General features: G+C 48.8%; 15 protein-coding genes and 1 other annotated feature. Of the genes, 5 read left to right on the top strand and 10 right to left on the bottom strand.

Annotated elements, in window-relative coordinates; all coding sequences use genetic code 11:
- Nucleotides 1–76 precede the first annotated feature (76 nt).
- On the top strand, nucleotides 77–1,246 hold the full coding sequence (locus tag PGR79_RS04350; protein WP_087860469.1) for a glycosyltransferase family 2 protein: 1,170 nt from the start codon (nucleotides 77–79) through the stop codon (nucleotides 1,244–1,246).
- Nucleotides 1,247–1,250: 4 nt separating this feature from the next.
- Nucleotides 1,251–2,735: a glycosyltransferase gene (locus PGR79_RS04345; RefSeq protein WP_271031461.1), complete on the top strand. Its 1,485-nt coding sequence runs from the start codon at nucleotides 1,251–1,253 to the stop codon at nucleotides 2,733–2,735.
- Nucleotides 2,736–2,784: 49 nt separating this feature from the next.
- On the opposite strand, the gene PGR79_RS04340 is transcribed toward PGR79_RS04345, so the two are convergent.
- Nucleotides 2,785–3,918 (bottom strand): acyltransferase family protein, encoded by a 1,134-nt coding sequence (locus PGR79_RS04340; RefSeq protein WP_113373507.1) that lies wholly within the window; start codon nucleotides 3,916–3,918, stop codon nucleotides 2,785–2,787.
- A gap of 341 nt (nucleotides 3,919–4,259) precedes the next feature.
- Here PGR79_RS04340 and PGR79_RS04335 point away from each other — a divergent pair, with 341 nt between their 5' ends.
- Nucleotides 4,260–5,864 (top strand): phosphoethanolamine transferase, encoded by a 1,605-nt coding sequence (locus PGR79_RS04335; RefSeq protein ID WP_162750158.1) that lies wholly within the window; start codon nucleotides 4,260–4,262, stop codon nucleotides 5,862–5,864.
- Between the two features lie 78 nt (nucleotides 5,865–5,942).
- On the opposite strand, the gene hisIE is transcribed toward PGR79_RS04335, so the two are convergent.
- From hisIE to hisL, 9 genes are all read right to left on the bottom strand, one after another.
- Nucleotides 5,943–6,539, bottom strand: coding sequence for a bifunctional phosphoribosyl-AMP cyclohydrolase/phosphoribosyl-ATP diphosphatase HisIE (hisIE, locus tag PGR79_RS04330; protein WP_113373509.1), 597 nt, complete (start codon nucleotides 6,537–6,539; stop codon nucleotides 5,943–5,945).
- A complete protein-coding gene (gene hisF / locus PGR79_RS04325) occupies nucleotides 6,533–7,309 on the bottom strand; it encodes an imidazole glycerol phosphate synthase subunit HisF (RefSeq protein WP_045391773.1) in 777 nt (258 codons plus the stop codon). Before hisF ends, hisIE begins: the two co-directional genes overlap by 7 nt.
- Nucleotides 7,291–8,028 carry a 1-(5-phosphoribosyl)-5-[(5-phosphoribosylamino)methylideneamino]imidazole-4-carboxamide isomerase gene (gene hisA / locus PGR79_RS04320; protein WP_213794935.1) on the bottom strand — a complete coding sequence of 246 codons (738 nt, stop codon included), beginning with the start codon at nucleotides 8,026–8,028 and terminating at the stop codon, nucleotides 7,291–7,293. The genes hisF and hisA overlap by 19 nt, the downstream gene beginning before the upstream one ends.
- Nucleotides 8,028–8,618: an imidazole glycerol phosphate synthase subunit HisH gene (gene hisH, locus PGR79_RS04315; protein ID WP_087860475.1), complete on the bottom strand. Its 591-nt coding sequence runs from the start codon at nucleotides 8,616–8,618 to the stop codon at nucleotides 8,028–8,030. Before hisH ends, hisA begins: the two co-directional genes overlap by 1 nt.
- Nucleotides 8,618–9,685 carry a bifunctional histidinol-phosphatase/imidazoleglycerol-phosphate dehydratase HisB gene (gene hisB / locus PGR79_RS04310; protein ID WP_271031465.1) on the bottom strand — a complete coding sequence of 356 codons (1,068 nt, stop codon included), beginning with the start codon at nucleotides 9,683–9,685 and terminating at the stop codon, nucleotides 8,618–8,620. The genes hisH and hisB overlap by 1 nt, the downstream gene beginning before the upstream one ends.
- Nucleotides 9,682–10,743, bottom strand: a complete 1,062-nt coding sequence (gene hisC / locus PGR79_RS04305) for a histidinol-phosphate transaminase (RefSeq protein ID WP_430921115.1) — start codon at nucleotides 10,741–10,743, stop codon at nucleotides 9,682–9,684. The genes hisB and hisC overlap by 4 nt, the downstream gene beginning before the upstream one ends.
- Nucleotides 10,740–12,044, bottom strand: coding sequence for a histidinol dehydrogenase (hisD, locus tag PGR79_RS04300; protein WP_430921113.1), 1,305 nt, complete (start codon nucleotides 12,042–12,044; stop codon nucleotides 10,740–10,742). Before hisD ends, hisC begins: the two co-directional genes overlap by 4 nt.
- Nucleotides 12,045–12,083: 39 nt before the next feature.
- The gene (gene hisG / locus PGR79_RS04295) at nucleotides 12,084–12,983 is read right to left on the bottom strand and encodes an ATP phosphoribosyltransferase (RefSeq protein ID WP_045379285.1); all 900 of its coding nucleotides are present in this window, start codon (nucleotides 12,981–12,983) and stop codon (nucleotides 12,084–12,086) included.
- A gap of 47 nt (nucleotides 12,984–13,030) precedes the next feature.
- Nucleotides 13,031–13,153, bottom strand: a sequence feature (His leader region).
- A complete protein-coding gene (gene hisL / locus PGR79_RS04290; protein WP_009654477.1) occupies nucleotides 13,129–13,179 on the bottom strand; it encodes a his operon leader peptide in 51 nt (16 codons plus the stop codon). Its footprint overlaps the feature before it by 25 nt.
- Before the next feature lie 176 nt (nucleotides 13,180–13,355).
- Here hisL and PGR79_RS04285 point away from each other — a divergent pair, with 176 nt between their 5' ends.
- Both PGR79_RS04285 and PGR79_RS04280 read left to right on the top strand, forming a co-directional pair.
- Nucleotides 13,356–14,180 (top strand): SDR family oxidoreductase, encoded by an 825-nt coding sequence (locus PGR79_RS04285; protein WP_045379289.1) that lies wholly within the window; start codon nucleotides 13,356–13,358, stop codon nucleotides 14,178–14,180.
- Nucleotides 14,181–14,216: 36 nt separating this feature from the next.
- Nucleotides 14,217–15,098: a LysR substrate-binding domain-containing protein gene (locus PGR79_RS04280; protein WP_113373513.1), complete on the top strand. Its 882-nt coding sequence runs from the start codon at nucleotides 14,217–14,219 to the stop codon at nucleotides 15,096–15,098.
- Nucleotides 15,099–15,264: the final 166 nt, after the last annotated feature.

Raw genomic sequence — 15,264 nt, 5'->3', positions numbered from 1 at the left:
CGAAAGATATAAATTTTGATTTGGTTAGGTTATAAAATCCAGCCTGAAGTTAAATATATTCATACAAGAGACAGTAATGAGCGACATGATAGTTTGTGATACTCGACAATCGAAGGTTATACCAAAATTGTCTATTATTGTACCAGTCTATAATACCTCTGGTTTTGTGGAGAAGACTTTATCTTCATTTGATAAAAATGGTAATGATCAAATAGAAATTATCATTGTAAATGATGGTAGTACTGACAATAGTGTCGAAGTTGTTCAGCAGTGGCTTGATACCTATAAAGGTAATGCAGTTTTCATATCCCAGGAAAATAAAGGACTATCAGAGGCCAGAAACACGGCCTTACGCTATGCGAATGGCCAATATATTTCTTTCTGCGATAGCGATGATTGGTTAAATGAAAAAGCTGTTCTGGATTCGCTGAAGTTTGCTGAGTCTGACGATCTTGATATTGTATTATATCGTTCATACGTGTATGACAACCAAACTAAAGACTCCTACCCATTCTATGATGCGGCGACGTGGGATTATATTTTAGGCGGTGAACTTAAGAAGACTGTTAATATTGCAGCATATCCGCAAATTCTCAGCCTTGAACCAAATACGAACAACCGTATCCTTAAGAAAGAGTTTTTTGACAAGTATATAACTATCTTCCCAGTGGGTATTCATTTTGAAGATGTTACCCCGCATATTGTAAGTCTGGTTAACGCAACAAAAATTGGTATGATAGATACTGTCGGCTATTTTTACCGAGTTAATCGCGAAGGGAAGATTACAGATCAAAAAAGCGAAAAGCGATTTGATATCATTAAGACAGCGAAAGAGTTATTGCAAAAGCCTGAAGTTACGGGCCTCAATGCTTATCAGCAATATTGTGTGATGTCGCTAATATTCAAAATGATTTTCTGGTGTGGACGATATACAACTCTGAGCGACAGACGGCGTTACTTCCAGCAAGGTGTGGATCTATTTTCGGCATCGAATCCGGTTGTGCGTTCGCGTTTAAAAACATCCTTAGGCTTTGCGGAACGTAACAGAGAGTTCATTCTCATGTTGGCGTTTTTCAATGGTGCTACGGATTTCCTCACTGAGTACAGTACTGGTAAGCAAACGCTGTCAACAAAATTTAAATTGTTGAAGGCTATTTCAACTGCAAACATTGATGTCAATAAATTGATCTTCAAAAAAGCTTTGCGTTTTGCAAAAAACAAGTTCGGAAAACGGGTAGTGGGTTAACAAAATGATCAATAGAACACAATTGAATGCATATCTAAATAAACTACCTTCAGCAATTAGCCATGATGAGCTAGCACAACATAAGCATATTATCGAGCGCAGTTTTTTTGGCGTAGATTTCTTTTCTTGCGAAAGTGATGTTCTGGCTTTTGTGGGGACTTATACTGGTCTTGAAATTCTGGTCGCATTTTATAACAGCAAGCCGCGCGCGATTATTGTTGTTGAATCTAATGCAAGCAAATTTAAGCGTATTCAGGAACTATTAAACAAAAACCCTGAACTGAAAGATCGTGTCTACCTGTTTGATAATTTCTCGAACCCCGAAATTAATGAATTGATTGGAGAGCGGCACGTTAGTGTACGTATTTCTCTTCCGGCCTTTAGTCGGGCAGCTTTGGAATATGTCACTGCGCAGTGGAAACTTGACCATATTTGTGGTGAATTCAACCAATATGATATTGATCCATTGATTGTTTATCGCCAATGCGCGCGTGCGGCGGATACTTTTTACTGGCGTATCCAGGATCAACACCAACCTCTTACGGGTAGCCGCCAGAAGTATGAGTATGAAGTTTCAGTCGTCGTACCTGCATATAATATCAGCGCCTATATCGACCAGTGCATAGAGTCACTGGCAAATCAGTCCATTGAGAATATTGAGATTTTAGTCGTCGATGATGGTACGCCGGATGATTCCGGTGAGAAAGCTGACGCCTGGGCGGCGAAATACCCAGGTAGAGTGAAAGTCATCCATAAAGTAAACGGTGGTTGCGCGACAGCGCGAAATGCCGGCGTTAGCCAGGCCAAAGGTCAATATATTGGTTTTGTTGACGGTGATGATTGGTGCGATCTTCAGATGTATGAAGATTTGTTCCGTGCCGCGGTGATGAAAAATGCTGATATTTCCCAGTGTGGCTATAAAGAAGCTTACGAGACTGGTGAAATAGTCAAGTTCCCACTGGACATCAATCTCACTCGCCTGGATTTGTTACGCGAACGCCCAACGATGTGGCGTCGTATTTACTCTGCCGACATGCTGAAAAACAAAGGCATTTCTTTCCCTGAGCATATTCGCCGGTTTGATGATTTACCTTTCCAGTTCGAGACTTTTTTAAACGCTAAGATTATTGCTAATATACCTTTTGATTATTACTATTATCGTCAAGGGCGCTTAGGTCAGGATATTTCTGTGCGGGATGACCGACTTTATGTTCATTTCCCTATTTTTGATTGGATCTACAGTCGTAACTCAGATACGTTCAACTATGATGAAGAACGTAAATTATTTGAGTTAGAACTCGATGTCCATTTCTGGGCGTGGAGTGTGATTGAAGCCAAATTCAAGGATGAGTATTTTAAACAGGTCCTGGCACAAATTTTCGTATCCAAAAAGATTCTGTCAAAATTTGATATGCTGGTAATAGCCAAAAATAAAGGAAGAGAAAGGTTTATGTTTTATTTAAAGCTACTAAAAGCTAAAACATTTTAACTTTTCTGTTTTACTAAAAGCCGCGAAAGATTTCTTTCGCGGTTTTTTTTTACAATTCGCTGGCTCTCATATTCAACTTGTCGCCAACTAAGGATGCGATTTTGGTTGAAGGTTTATCAACAAATGTATAGCCCAGCCATGAGATAAGCACGCAACATAATAAACTGACTAATGTGCTTATTATACTGGCAAATTGGTTAGTAATACCTGCATCATGTAAATAAACAAATAATGCCGTTCCAATACTCATGATAATAGGGATATGAAACACATATAAGGAAAATGATATCTTACCCAGAAAAGTAAATACAGGTCTGGACAGATAATTTGAAAGTATTGATGATGTATTTGCTATTAATAATAAAACTACTGCTGCGATTGAATGACAGAATGTGGCTAAACCTTCTTTACTAAAACCAGTGAGTTCATTTAAGAAGTTAATTTCAATTGTCCACGGATTTTCTGTTGCAAGAACAATTGTCAATATACTGGCTGGAAGAAAAAACTTAGGTTCAAGCTTTATGTTATATACCAAAATAGTACCGCCAATGATAAATAGTATCAAATAGCAGCCAAGTGTCGGTTCAATCAGATAGATAAGTATTGCTGATATAATGATGTGGGCACCTTTTTTTTTGACAAAAAATAATGCGGCATAGAGATACAAAAAGAGTGATCCCATTAACTCTATTTTAATCGTCCAGAGGGGGCCATTATAGGATGTATCACCTATGTAAGCAGAATACAGACCATTGTATATAGCGCCAGTTAGTGTGAGTTCTGATTGATAGTTAGATTTTAACCACTCGTGTCCACCTACGATGGCCGCCATGTCGACATTATGGAAGCCAATCGTATTTTGTAAAACAACAGCCAGAATGACTGAAGCGAGTACCAGTGGGGTAAGTCTAAAGTATCTTTTTATAAAACTTTCTTTAAGATAAGAAATGTCGTTTTGCCGCTTATAAAAGCCAATGAGCAACACATAGCCACTCATCACGAAAAATAGACAAACTGAGAAGTTCCCATCCAATATTCTTCGATATATCTGCCACCATACTGAGTTTTGTGAATATAATCCATTTGGCGATACCAGCACCCCCATAAATACATCCATATGGTAAAGCACGACGACAAGCGACGCGACTCCGCGGAGTCCGTCGAGATGTTTATAATGTTGCAAGTGAGACCCCGTAGCCTGTTTGGCTTTATTTTTGTTGTGATTCCATAATCAACGCGTCAAGTAGGAGAACCTGACGGTATTTGTTTATATTACCACACTGATGTTAACTGGTAGTTATTTTTTTGTTGTTGTGATCGGTTTCACGATTGTGGATTTAACATTAAATTTGCTTAAGTATGTGAAATTAAGCCCGGAGTGCAGCTCCCATCATGCCGAATAAATTATTTTTAAACGCTTTCATTATCCAGGATCAATGGAGTGATATTTGTCAGTGAGATTCAGTGTGTTAAAATAGCAACATTACAATGCACAATAATAAGTTGCTTTATTTCGGAGTTTGCATGAGCGCTTTTTTTAGATGTTTAGAGTATTTAAAAACCAGACGTTTTTTATATTTTATACTGTTTTTTCTGTCCCTTGTGTTGTGTTGGTTTGAACCTACAAACATATTTTTTACCACTTTTTTCTCTGTCTTTATTTTCTTACGTTTGATTTTTTGTATTCGTAATAAAATAATTAGAAATAGTCTGGTTGTTTTTGTTTCATTGATCACATTCCTGACTTATTTTATCTATCAAAAATATGGTGGACTATCTACCAGTATGGTTATGTCAACCTTCGGGGTAGGCCTATCCGTTTCATTAGGTACAGTGCAAACGTTTGGTCTCAAATTCCTTGTGGGTTTCCTTTTCATACTTTTTGCGCTCTCACTGTTATCGATTAAAATACCGAAGGCACGCTACTCTGTTAAAGAGCGTGTTGTTTTGACTATTAGTCTTATTCTTATTCTTTCAAAGCCAGTGATCGATGGTGTTAGTTTTTGGGGTACAAAATTCTTTATTAACAATCTCGAATATTCACCAACTTTTATTTCGCAGCCATACATCGATCAGTACAAGATTTTTTTTGGGCCTCTTGTTTCCTCAGTGTCGATTATCGCTGAAAATATAGTTGATGATGTTAAATACAAAAAAATAGAGCATAAAGAATATCCTGCTTATATTAAAAAAGAGACGGAAGGTAGCAAGAACATTATTTATGTCATCGGCGAATCATCGAACCCTGGGCGCTATGGCATTTATGGCTATGGAAAAGATACTACGCCAAACTTATCGCAGATGGATAGAGATGGACAAATATGTGTCGTTAATAACGTTCACTCACCGGCTGCGCAAACACGACTTGCAGTACCGATGCTGGTTTCTTTTGAAACGCCCTTGCAGCGTGGCAACTTGTTTAAATTTAAGAATCTTATCGAGATGGCACAATTGCAGGGCTACCACACGTACTGGTTCGACTCTCAGATGCAAAACAACATGTGGAACAAGCCTTTCGGTTATCTGGCAAAATATGCTGAAGTACTGCAAACTCCGGAAGATAATAATACCCGTTTCCCAGTTAACGAGGGGCAGGATGAAAAGTTATTACCGGCAATCAAGCATTATTTTAAGCAATCGCAAGAGAGAAATTTTTACGTCATTCATTTGATGGGTAACCATTTGCCTTATTCTGACCGTAGAGGGGAAGCGGACAACCCAATGGTTGATGATTATGATGCGTCTATTTATAGCGTCGATGATACCTTAAAGAGTATTTTTACCCTTGCTGATACCTATCTTAAAGATTACAAGTTGGTTTATGTATCAGACCATGGGGAAGTTGTTGGTCAGGGGCATGGTTTCCCATCCAGCGATAATGAGATGTATAAAATTCCATTGCTGATGAATGATACCTCCTGGTGTGCGAAGGCTGAAAAATTGCGCAACAACAACCACTACTTCTCATCTGATTTAACCAAATTTCTGGTGTTAGAAATGATGGGCTATGCTGTTTCTGATGAGCATATGAAAGACGCGGTAAAAAATTCTGATTTTGTGCTGAATGAAAAAGAAGACGCTATTCGTTTCTCTGAATTAAGGGATGTGCCCTTACCGCAACATCCTTAATAGACGGTTAACACATTGACTCTGGTTTAAATGGTCATCACATTAAACCAGAGTCTATTTTATGCAGGTAATGTTTTACTAATGTCGAGACTTAAGATTATCGATCACTTCCCCTAAATTCAGCCCCTGATCCTGCAGCAGCACCAGCAGGTGATACATCAGGTCAGAAGCCTCATTCTTCAGCTCAAACGTATCATGTACCGTTGCTGCAAGCGCGGTCTCCACGCCTTCTTCACCTACTTTTTGCGCAATACGTTTGGTGCCGCTGGCATACAGTTTCGCGGTGTATGAGCTCTCCGGGTCAGCATGTTTGCGTTCGGCCAGCAGTTGTTCCAGTTGATAGAGGAACAGCCATTGGTGTCCGGTTTCCCCAAAGCAGCTTGAAGTCCCTTTGTGGCAGGTCGGGCCTATCGGGTTGACCAACACTAATAGGGTATCGTTATCGCAATCGGGGGTGATGCTGACCACATTAAGAAAGTTGCCGGAGGTTTCACCCTTTGTCCACAGGCGCTGTTTGGTGCGCGAGTAGAAGGTCACTTTGCCACTTTCTTGCGTTTTCGCCAGCGCGTCTTCATTCATATATCCCAGCATTAACACTTCGCCAGATTCAGCGTGCTGTATGATGGCCGGCATCATGCCGTCGGTTTTTTGCCAATCGAGCTGTTCACTCAACATACCCTGATCTCCACGCCCTGGGCTGACAGGAACGTTTTTAATTCGCCAATATTAATAATCTGTTTATGGAACACGGAAGCGGCGAGGGCGCCATCGACGTTGGCGTCGCGGAAGGCCTCAAGGAAGTGCTCCATGGTTCCGGCGCCGCCGGAGGCAATTAACGGAACGTTACATACTTCACGGACCTTTCTGAGCTGATCCAGATCGTAACCGTTGCGCACGCCGTCCTGGTTCATCATGTTGAGGACGATTTCTCCTGCTCCGCGCTTTTGTACTTCCTGCACCCAATCCAGCGTTTCCCATTGGGTGACGCGAGTTCGGCTCTCATCGCCGGTGTACTGATTAACGTGATATTTACCGGTTTGTTCATCAAACCAGGTATCGATACCTACCACGATGCACTGCACGCCAAAGCGATCGGCGAGGCGGGTGATTAACGTTGGATCCGCAAGCGCAGGCGAGTTAATTGAAATTTTGTCGGCGCCAAAGGAGAGGATCTGCGCCGCGTCTTCCAGCGACTTAATCCCGCCAGCGACGCAGAAGGGAATATCAATGACTTCCGCCACGCGTGAAACCCAACTTTTATCGACTACCCGGCCATCGCTGGAGGCGGTAATATCGTAGAACACCAGTTCATCCGCGCCTTCATCGGCATAGCGTTTTGCCAGCGGCACAATATCACCGATAATTTCGTGATTGCGGAACTGTACGCCTTTCACTACCTGGCCGTCGCGGACGTCGAGGCAGGGGATTATCCGTTTTGCCAGCATTGGATGGCCTCCGTTACGTTGAATTTACCTTCCAGCAGCGCGCGGCCGACGATCACGCCGCGGACGCCGGTTCCGCGCAGCGCGGCGATATCGTTGAGACCGCCGATCCCGCCGGAAGACTGGAACGCCACCTGCGGATAACGCGCGCAGACCTCTTCATACAGTGAGACGTTGGAACCCGCGAGAGTACCATCGCGGGAGATATCGGTACACAGCACATGTTGCAAGCCGACCGGCAGATAGCTTTCCACCAGCTCTTCCAGAGTGATGCCAGAGTTTTCCTGCCAGCCGCTCACCGCCACCTGTTTATTGCCCTCGGCATCAATACGTACATCCAGCGCCAGCACCAGATGTTCGGGGCCAAAGCGTTTAAACCAGGCTTTGACCACTTCCGGCGATTTCACCGCCGTTGAACCGACCACTACGCGCGCCACGCCGGCGTCAAGCAGTGCGGCAACGTCTTCTTCCGTACGTACGCCGCCGCCGACCTGCACCGGTACCGTAACACCGGCGACCAGGGTCTTAAGCAGCGGAATCTGACGTTTTGCCGGGTCTTTTGCCCCGGTCAGATCAACCAGGTGCAATACTTCCGCGCCCTGGTCTGCATAGGATTGCAGGCGTGGTAACGGATCGTTGCCATAGTCGCGCTGCTGGCCGTAGTCGCCCTGATGCAGGCGTACCACGGTACCGTCAATTAAATCTAAAGCTGGAATGATCATTACATCTCCAGGAAATTTTTCAGCAGCTGCGCACCGGCGCTACCTGAGCGCTCAGGGTGGAACTGTACGCCAAAGAAGTTATCTTTCTGTACCGCCGCGGTGAAGGCCTCGCCGTAGTTGCATTGGGCGATAGTGTACGGATTGACCGGCATGGCGTAGCTATGGACGAAATAGAAATAAGCGCCTTCTTCAATGCCGCGGAACAGACGATCGCCTGCTTTGGCATACACCCGGTTCCATCCCATATGCGGCAGCGGCAATCCGTGGTCGGTCATTTTCGGCACGTCTTCATCAATAATGCCCAGTAACTCAACGCCGTTATTCTCTTCGCTGCGCGCACCGAGTAACTGCATGCCGAGACAGATCCCCAGCACCGGCTGGGTACAGGCTTTAATTAAGTCAATGAGCTCGCGTTCGCGCAGCTGATCCATCGCAGCCTGCGCGGTGCCGACGCCGGGCAGAAAAAGTTTATCGGCGCGCAGAACAACATCCGGCTCGCGGCTGACCACTGGCTCATAGCCGTGGCGGCTCACCGCAGATTTCACCGAGTTGAGGTTGGCGCACCCGGTATCGAGGATCACCACGTTCATCACAATACCCCTTTTGAAGATGGCAAGGTGTCGCCCTGGACCCGAATGGCCTGGCGCAGCGTACGACCGAAGGCTTTGAACAGGCTCTCAACGCGGTGATGGTCGTTTTTACCTTTGGTTTTCAGGTGCAGCGTCACCGCCATGGTATAGGAGAGCGAGCGGAAGAAGTGTTCGACCATCTCGGTGCTCAGGTCGCCAACGCGCTGATAGGTGAAGTCAGCTTTATATTCGAGGTGTGGACGGCCAGAGATATCCAGCGCGCAGCGCGCCAGGCACTCATCCATCGGCAGCACAAAGCCAAAGCGGTTAATGCCGCGCTTATCACCCAGCGCCAGCTTCAACGCTTCACCTAACGCCAGGCCGGTATCTTCTACGGTGTGGTGATCGTCGATGTAAAGATCGCCGCCGACGTTAATCTCCAGGCGAAAGCCGCCGTGGGTGGCAATCTGATCGAGCATGTGGTCGAAGAAACCAACGCCGGTGTGGATCTTGCTGCCGCCTTCACGGTCCAGCCAGACTTTAACGTCAACCTGAGTCTCTTTGGTGATACGTTCAACGTGAGCGTAGCGATCGCGACGGGTCAGCTGTTCGCAGATGGTCGGCCAGTTTAGCGTTTCACTGTTATAGCGCAGGCCGGTGATACCCATGTTATCCGCCAACTCGATATCAGTGGCGCGGTCGCCGATGACGTAACTGTGGGCTTTATCCATCACGCCGTCTTCCAGCCAAGGCAATACCAGCTGGGTCTTCGGCTTGCGGCAGTCGCAGTTATCGCCAGGCATGTGCGGGCAGATCAGGACGAATTCAAAATTAACGCCCTGCGAGGAGAAGACTTGCATCATCAGGTTGTGCGGGCCGTCGAACTCATTTTGCGGCAGGCTATCGGTACCAAGTCCGTCCTGGTTGGTGATCATCACCAGCTTGTAGCCTTCCTGCTGCAGCTTAAGCAGCGCCGGGATCACCTGCGGCTCGAAGGCCAGTTTTTCAAACCGGTCTACCTGAAAATCAACCGGCGGTTCGGAGATAAGCGTACCGTCACGGTCAATAAAGAGAAACTTCTGGGTCATACATTCTCCGCAGTCAAAGCGTCAATCACGCGCTGGCTCTCTGCACGGGTACCGATAGTGATACGCAAACAGCAGCTTAATGAGGGTTGTTTATTTTGGTCACGTAAGATAATGCCCTGATCCCACAAAGATTTAAACACCGCGCTGGAGGCGGTTATCCGCGCCAGCAGGTAGTTGGTCTCGGAATCGAAAACCTGCTCGACGCAGGCGATGCCGCGCAGCGCATTGACCAGGTATGCGCGCTCATTAAGGATCTGCGCCACACGCGCGCGCATAGCGGCAATGCCTGCCGGGCTCAACGCCTGGGCGGCGATATCGGCGACCGGCGTCGAAAGCGGATAAGGCGCGATGACTTTCAGCAGGACATTAATCACCTCTGCATTCGCCAGCGTAAAACCGCAGCGCAGTCCGGCCAGCGCAAAAGCCTTCGATAAGGTGCGCAGGATAACCAGGTTCGGGTATTCATTTAGCCAACCGGCGAGCGACGCCTGCGGACAGAACTCAATATAGGCTTCATCCGCTACCACGATCGCTTTACCGCGCGTCATTTCCAACAGGGCGCGGAAATCTTGTGGATTGATTATCTGCCCGGTTGGATTATTTGGGCTGCAGACAAACACCACTTTCACGCCGGTGAGATTCGCTTCGATAGCAGGCAAATCGAGCTGCCAGTCGGCGAGCGTCGGCACCGTGCGGCACTCAACGCCGATAGTTTCGGCGCTGACGCTATACATGCCGTAGGTAGGCGGGCAATAAAGGACCGCGTCTTCGCCGGGTTCGCAAAAAGCTCGGATTAATAACTCGATACCTTCGTCAGCACCGCGGCTCACCAGTACCTGCTCTGGTTTTACGCCAGCATATTGCGCGTAGTTTTCGATAACCGCTTTCGGCTGTGGTTCCGGGTAGCGGTTTAACGTCTGTTCGGTCAACTGGAATTCCACAGCGGTGGGGAATTCGTTGGCGTTCAGCCACACGTCGCCTTTTCCCCCAAGACGGCGGGCGGATTGATACGGCGTCAGCGCGCGAATATTGGCGCGGGCTAAGTCTTCAATGCTCATGCTTGCTCCTTAAGGGCGGCCACGCGTAGCGTCACGGCGTTTTTGTGGGCGGTCAGCAGTTCGGCTGCAGCCAGGATCTCGATAGTCGGGGCGAGGGCGGCAAAGCCTTCACGCGTCAGTTCCTGTACGGTCATTCGTTTCTGGAAATCCGCCAGACCGAGGCTGGAACAGGTCGCGGTGTACCCATAAGTTGGCAGCACGTGGTTGGTGCCGGAGGCGTAATCACCTGCCGATTCTGGCGACCAGTCGCCGAGGAATACCGAACCGGCGCTGGTGATACCGTCAACCAGTTCACGGGCGTTGCGGGTCTGGATAATCAGGTGCTCCGGCCCGTACTGATTTGAGATCTCTACACATTGCGCGAGATCGCGGGCGACAATGATACGGCTGGCGGAAAGCGCTTCACGTGCGGTTTCGGCACGCGGCAGGGCAGCTAGCTGACGTTCAACCGCTGCGGCGACCCGGGAGCCCATGTCGGCGTCAGGGGTCAGCAAGATAACCTGGGAATCCGGGCCATGTTCCGCCTGGGAGAGTAAATCGGAGGCGACGAAATCCGGCGTCGCGCCGCCGTCGGCGATCACCAGAACTTCCGACGGGCCGGCAGGCATATCGATGGCCGCGCCGTCGAGGCGCTGGCTGACCTGGCGTTTGGCCTCGGTGACGAAGGCGTTGCCGGGGCCAAAGATTTTAGCGACTTTTGCCACCGATTCGGTACCGAAGGCCATTGCCGCGATAGCCTGCGCGCCGCCGACGTTAAAGATATTACGCACGCCGCACAGGTGCGCCGCATAAAGGATTTCATCGGCAATCGGCGGCGGCGAACACAGTACCACTTCCTGACAGCCGGCAATGCGCGCTGGCGTTGCCAGCATCAGCACCGTTGAAAACAGCGGCGCCGAGCCGCCCGGAATATATAAGCCGACGGAGGCGATAGGGCGGGTAAGCTGCTGGCAGCGTACGCCGGGCTGGGTTTCAACATCGACAACCTGCAACTGCTGCGCGTTATGAAAGGTCTCGATATTGTTGACCGCTACCGCCATCGCTTGTTTGAGTTCGTCGCTGAGGCGCGCGCCGGCAGCGGCAATTTCTTCGTCAGACACTTTCAGCGCCGTGACGGTGGTTTTATCGAATTTGGCGCTATATTCGCGTAAAGCGGCATCGCCATTCTCTTTAACGTTGCCGAGGATCCCGGCTACCGTTTTGCTGATGCTCTCGGAAGCTGAAATCGCCGGGCGCATTAATAGTTGTTGCTGTTGTGCGGCGCTGCAGCTATTCCAGTCGATAATGGTATTGAAGCTCATGGTCATTTCCCCTGTTTGTCCCGTATGCGGATTGCTGGATTACTCCATCATCTTCTCGATCGGCAGCACCAGGATGGAGCTGGCGCCCAGCGCTTTCAGTTTTTCCATGGTTTCCCAAAACAGGGTTTCGCTGCTGACCATGTGCATCGCTACCCGCTGTTTGTCGCCCGCCAGCGGCAGAATAGTTGGCCGCTCGGCGCCCGGCAGCAGTGCCACCACTTCTTCCAGCCGTTCGGTCGGCGCGTGCATCATGATGTATTTCGATTCGCGGGCCTGGATAACCCCCTGAATACGGGTCAGCAGACGGTCGATCAGCTGCTGTTTCGCATCGTCCATCTCACCGTCGCGCTGGATCAGGCAGGCTTTGGAACGATAAATAACTTCAACTTCGCGCAGACCGTTGGCTTCAAGGGTTGCGCCGGTAGAAACGAGATCGCAGATGGCATCGGCAAGGCCAGCGCGCGGCGCGACTTCGACAGAACCGTTCAGCAGACAGGATTTAAAGGAGATACCTTTCTGATCGAGATAGCGTTTTAACAGGTGCGGGTAAGAGGTGGCGATGCGTTTGCCGTCCAGCGCCGCCGGGCCATTCCAGTTTTCATCCACCGGTGTCGCCAGCGACAGGCGGCATCCGCCAAAATCGAGACGGCGCAGGGTGAAATAGCGCGGGTCTTCGCCCTGCGCGCGGCGGCTCAGCAGCTCTTCTTCCAGCACGTTCTCGCCGATAATTCCAAGGTCGACAACGCCGTCCATCACCAGCCCCGGAATATCGTCATCGCGAACGCGCAGAATATCGATCGGCATGTTTTCCGCAAGGGCGATCAGACGCTGGGTGTGCAGGTTGACTTTAATGCCGCAGCGGCCGAGCAGTTCGCGTGAATCCTCACTCAAACGGCCGGATTTCTGAATAGCTATGCGTAAACGGGTGTTGTCTAACATTGTTGTTTTCCTCTGAATACCTGTCTGAATCTGTCCGAATTCGGTCCAAAAAAAAGCCCCCGGAAGTGAATCTTCCGGGGGCTCTCTTTGCGTTCATGCACCACTGGAAGATCCAAACGTCTTCCAGCACACATCGCCTGAAAGACTAGTCAGGATGATGGTGATGGTGGTGGTTTTTAAATTGAACGCTGTTCATAAAATTCTCTTTGAATGACTATGCATTTGATGTCTTTTAACCTAAACCAGTTGCGGCGAATAAAGCAAGCCCTTTTTTCCATCATTAATTCATTTCATATTCGCCGAACAAATTGTCAGGTCTCGCAGGCTAGCGTAGCCTAGTATCAGCACAGCGAATGAGTCAGGAGCCAGGGTATGAAAAAGGTCGCGATTGTCGGGTTAGGATGGCTGGGCATGCCGCTTGCGTTGTCATTGCGGGCGCGCGGTTGGCATGTCACCGGCAGTAAAACGACGCAGGACGGCGTAGAGGCGGCGCGGATGTGCGGAATTGAAGGGTATCCGCTGCGCCTTGAACCCCAGTTGATCTGTGATGCAGAGGATCTGGACGCGATGATGAACGTCGATGCGCTGGTCATCACGTTACCTGCGCGGCGCACGGGGCCCGGGGAAGATTTTTATCTACAGGCGGTGCAGGAGATTGTCGATACCGCGCTCTCGCGGCATATTCCACGCATTATTTTTACCAGTTCGACTTCGGTTTATGGCAATACCGAAGGAACGATGAAGGAAAATTCGCCACGCAATCCACAAACCGCCAGCGGCAGGGTTCTGAAAGAGCTGGAGGACTGGCTGCATGCGTTGCCGGGGACCTCGGTGGATATTCTGCGTCTTGCCGGACTGGTTGGACCATCGCGCCATCCGGGCCGTTTCTTTGCCGGTAAATCGGCCCCGGATGGCCAGCACGGGGTCAATCTGGTGCATCTGCAGGACGTTATTGCCGCGATTGAGTTATTGCTTCAGGCTCCGAAAGGCGGACACATCTATAATATATGTGCGCCGCAGCATCCGGCGCGCGGCGTCTTTTATCCGCAGATGGCCCGTGAACTTGGGCTGCCGTTACCGGTATTTACCGATAACCCGGAGGGGGGTAAAGGCAAAATCATTGATGGCAACCGGATATGCTATGAGCTTGGCTTTGAATACCAGTACCCCGATCCGCTGGTGATGCCGATGGAGTAACCGCCAGCAGACGATCGCGTACCGTAAGGGGGGGCGATGAAACCACTGCTGGATGTTCTCGTTATTCTTGATGCCTTAGATAAAGAGGGGAGCTTTGCCGCGGCCTCGGCAAAGCTCTATAAAACCCCCTCGGCGCTAAGCTATACCATCCATAAATTAGAAAGCGATCTGAATATCCAACTGCTGGATCGCAGTGGTCATCGGGCGCGCTTTACTTGCACCGGGCAGATGCTGCTGGAGAAAGGACGTGAGCTACTCCATACCGCTCGCGAACTTGAGCTGCAGGCCATCAGGCTACATCAGGGCTGGGAAAATACCCTGACCATCAGTGTCGATATGACTTTTCCTTTCTCTCTTTTAACTTCACTGATGGAACAGTTTTATCAACAACGCAACGTGACCCGTTTGCAGTTCACTAGCGCTGGTGGTTGGGATGCTCTGGCGGCAGGCGAGGTCGACATGGTGCTGGGCGCGCTTAACGAGCCGCCAACGCTGGTGGGTTATGGTTTTAGCCTGCTTGGCGATGTGGATCTGTGTTTTGTGGTCGCGATTAATCATCCGCTGGCGCAGGCTAAGGAACCGTTGAATTTGCGGGTGTTACAGCGATATCGGGCGATTATTTGCAATGCCGGGTTGCTGCAAAGCGAAAAGCAGGAGAGTGTGACGGTTTATGATATGAATAGCCTGCTGGAGCTGGTATGCGCCGGGCTGGGCTGGGCTTACCTGCCGCGCTATCTGGCAGAGGCCTTGCTGGAGAAGGGAAAATTGGTCGAGAAACGCATTACCACACCCGCGCGGTTGCATCGGGCATGGATTGGCTGGAATGAAGACGTTTTTGGCCTTGCCGCGCAATGGTGGTTACAAGCGATATTAGCAAATAGTGCTATTCGTCAGATCTACAATACTAAAATAGTATGAATATTAGTCGGTTAGAATTCTTAGCCTATTAATAAACCCTACAACATCTTGTCATTAAGCCAGAAGTTGTTGCAAAATACGCAGCCTGAAAACCAGAGACTAGCCGACGCTTTTTTTAAAGTGTCGGTTATTTTTTTGGTCGAAAGACACATCATTCAATACCAAG

The sequence above is a fragment of the Klebsiella sp. 141161 genome (assembly GCF_050600815.1).
Lineage (GTDB): Bacteria > Pseudomonadota > Gammaproteobacteria > Enterobacterales > Enterobacteriaceae > Klebsiella > Klebsiella aerogenes.
The sequence above is the reverse complement of the archived record's forward strand: the minus strand, read 5'-3'. Positions and strand labels throughout refer to the sequence as shown.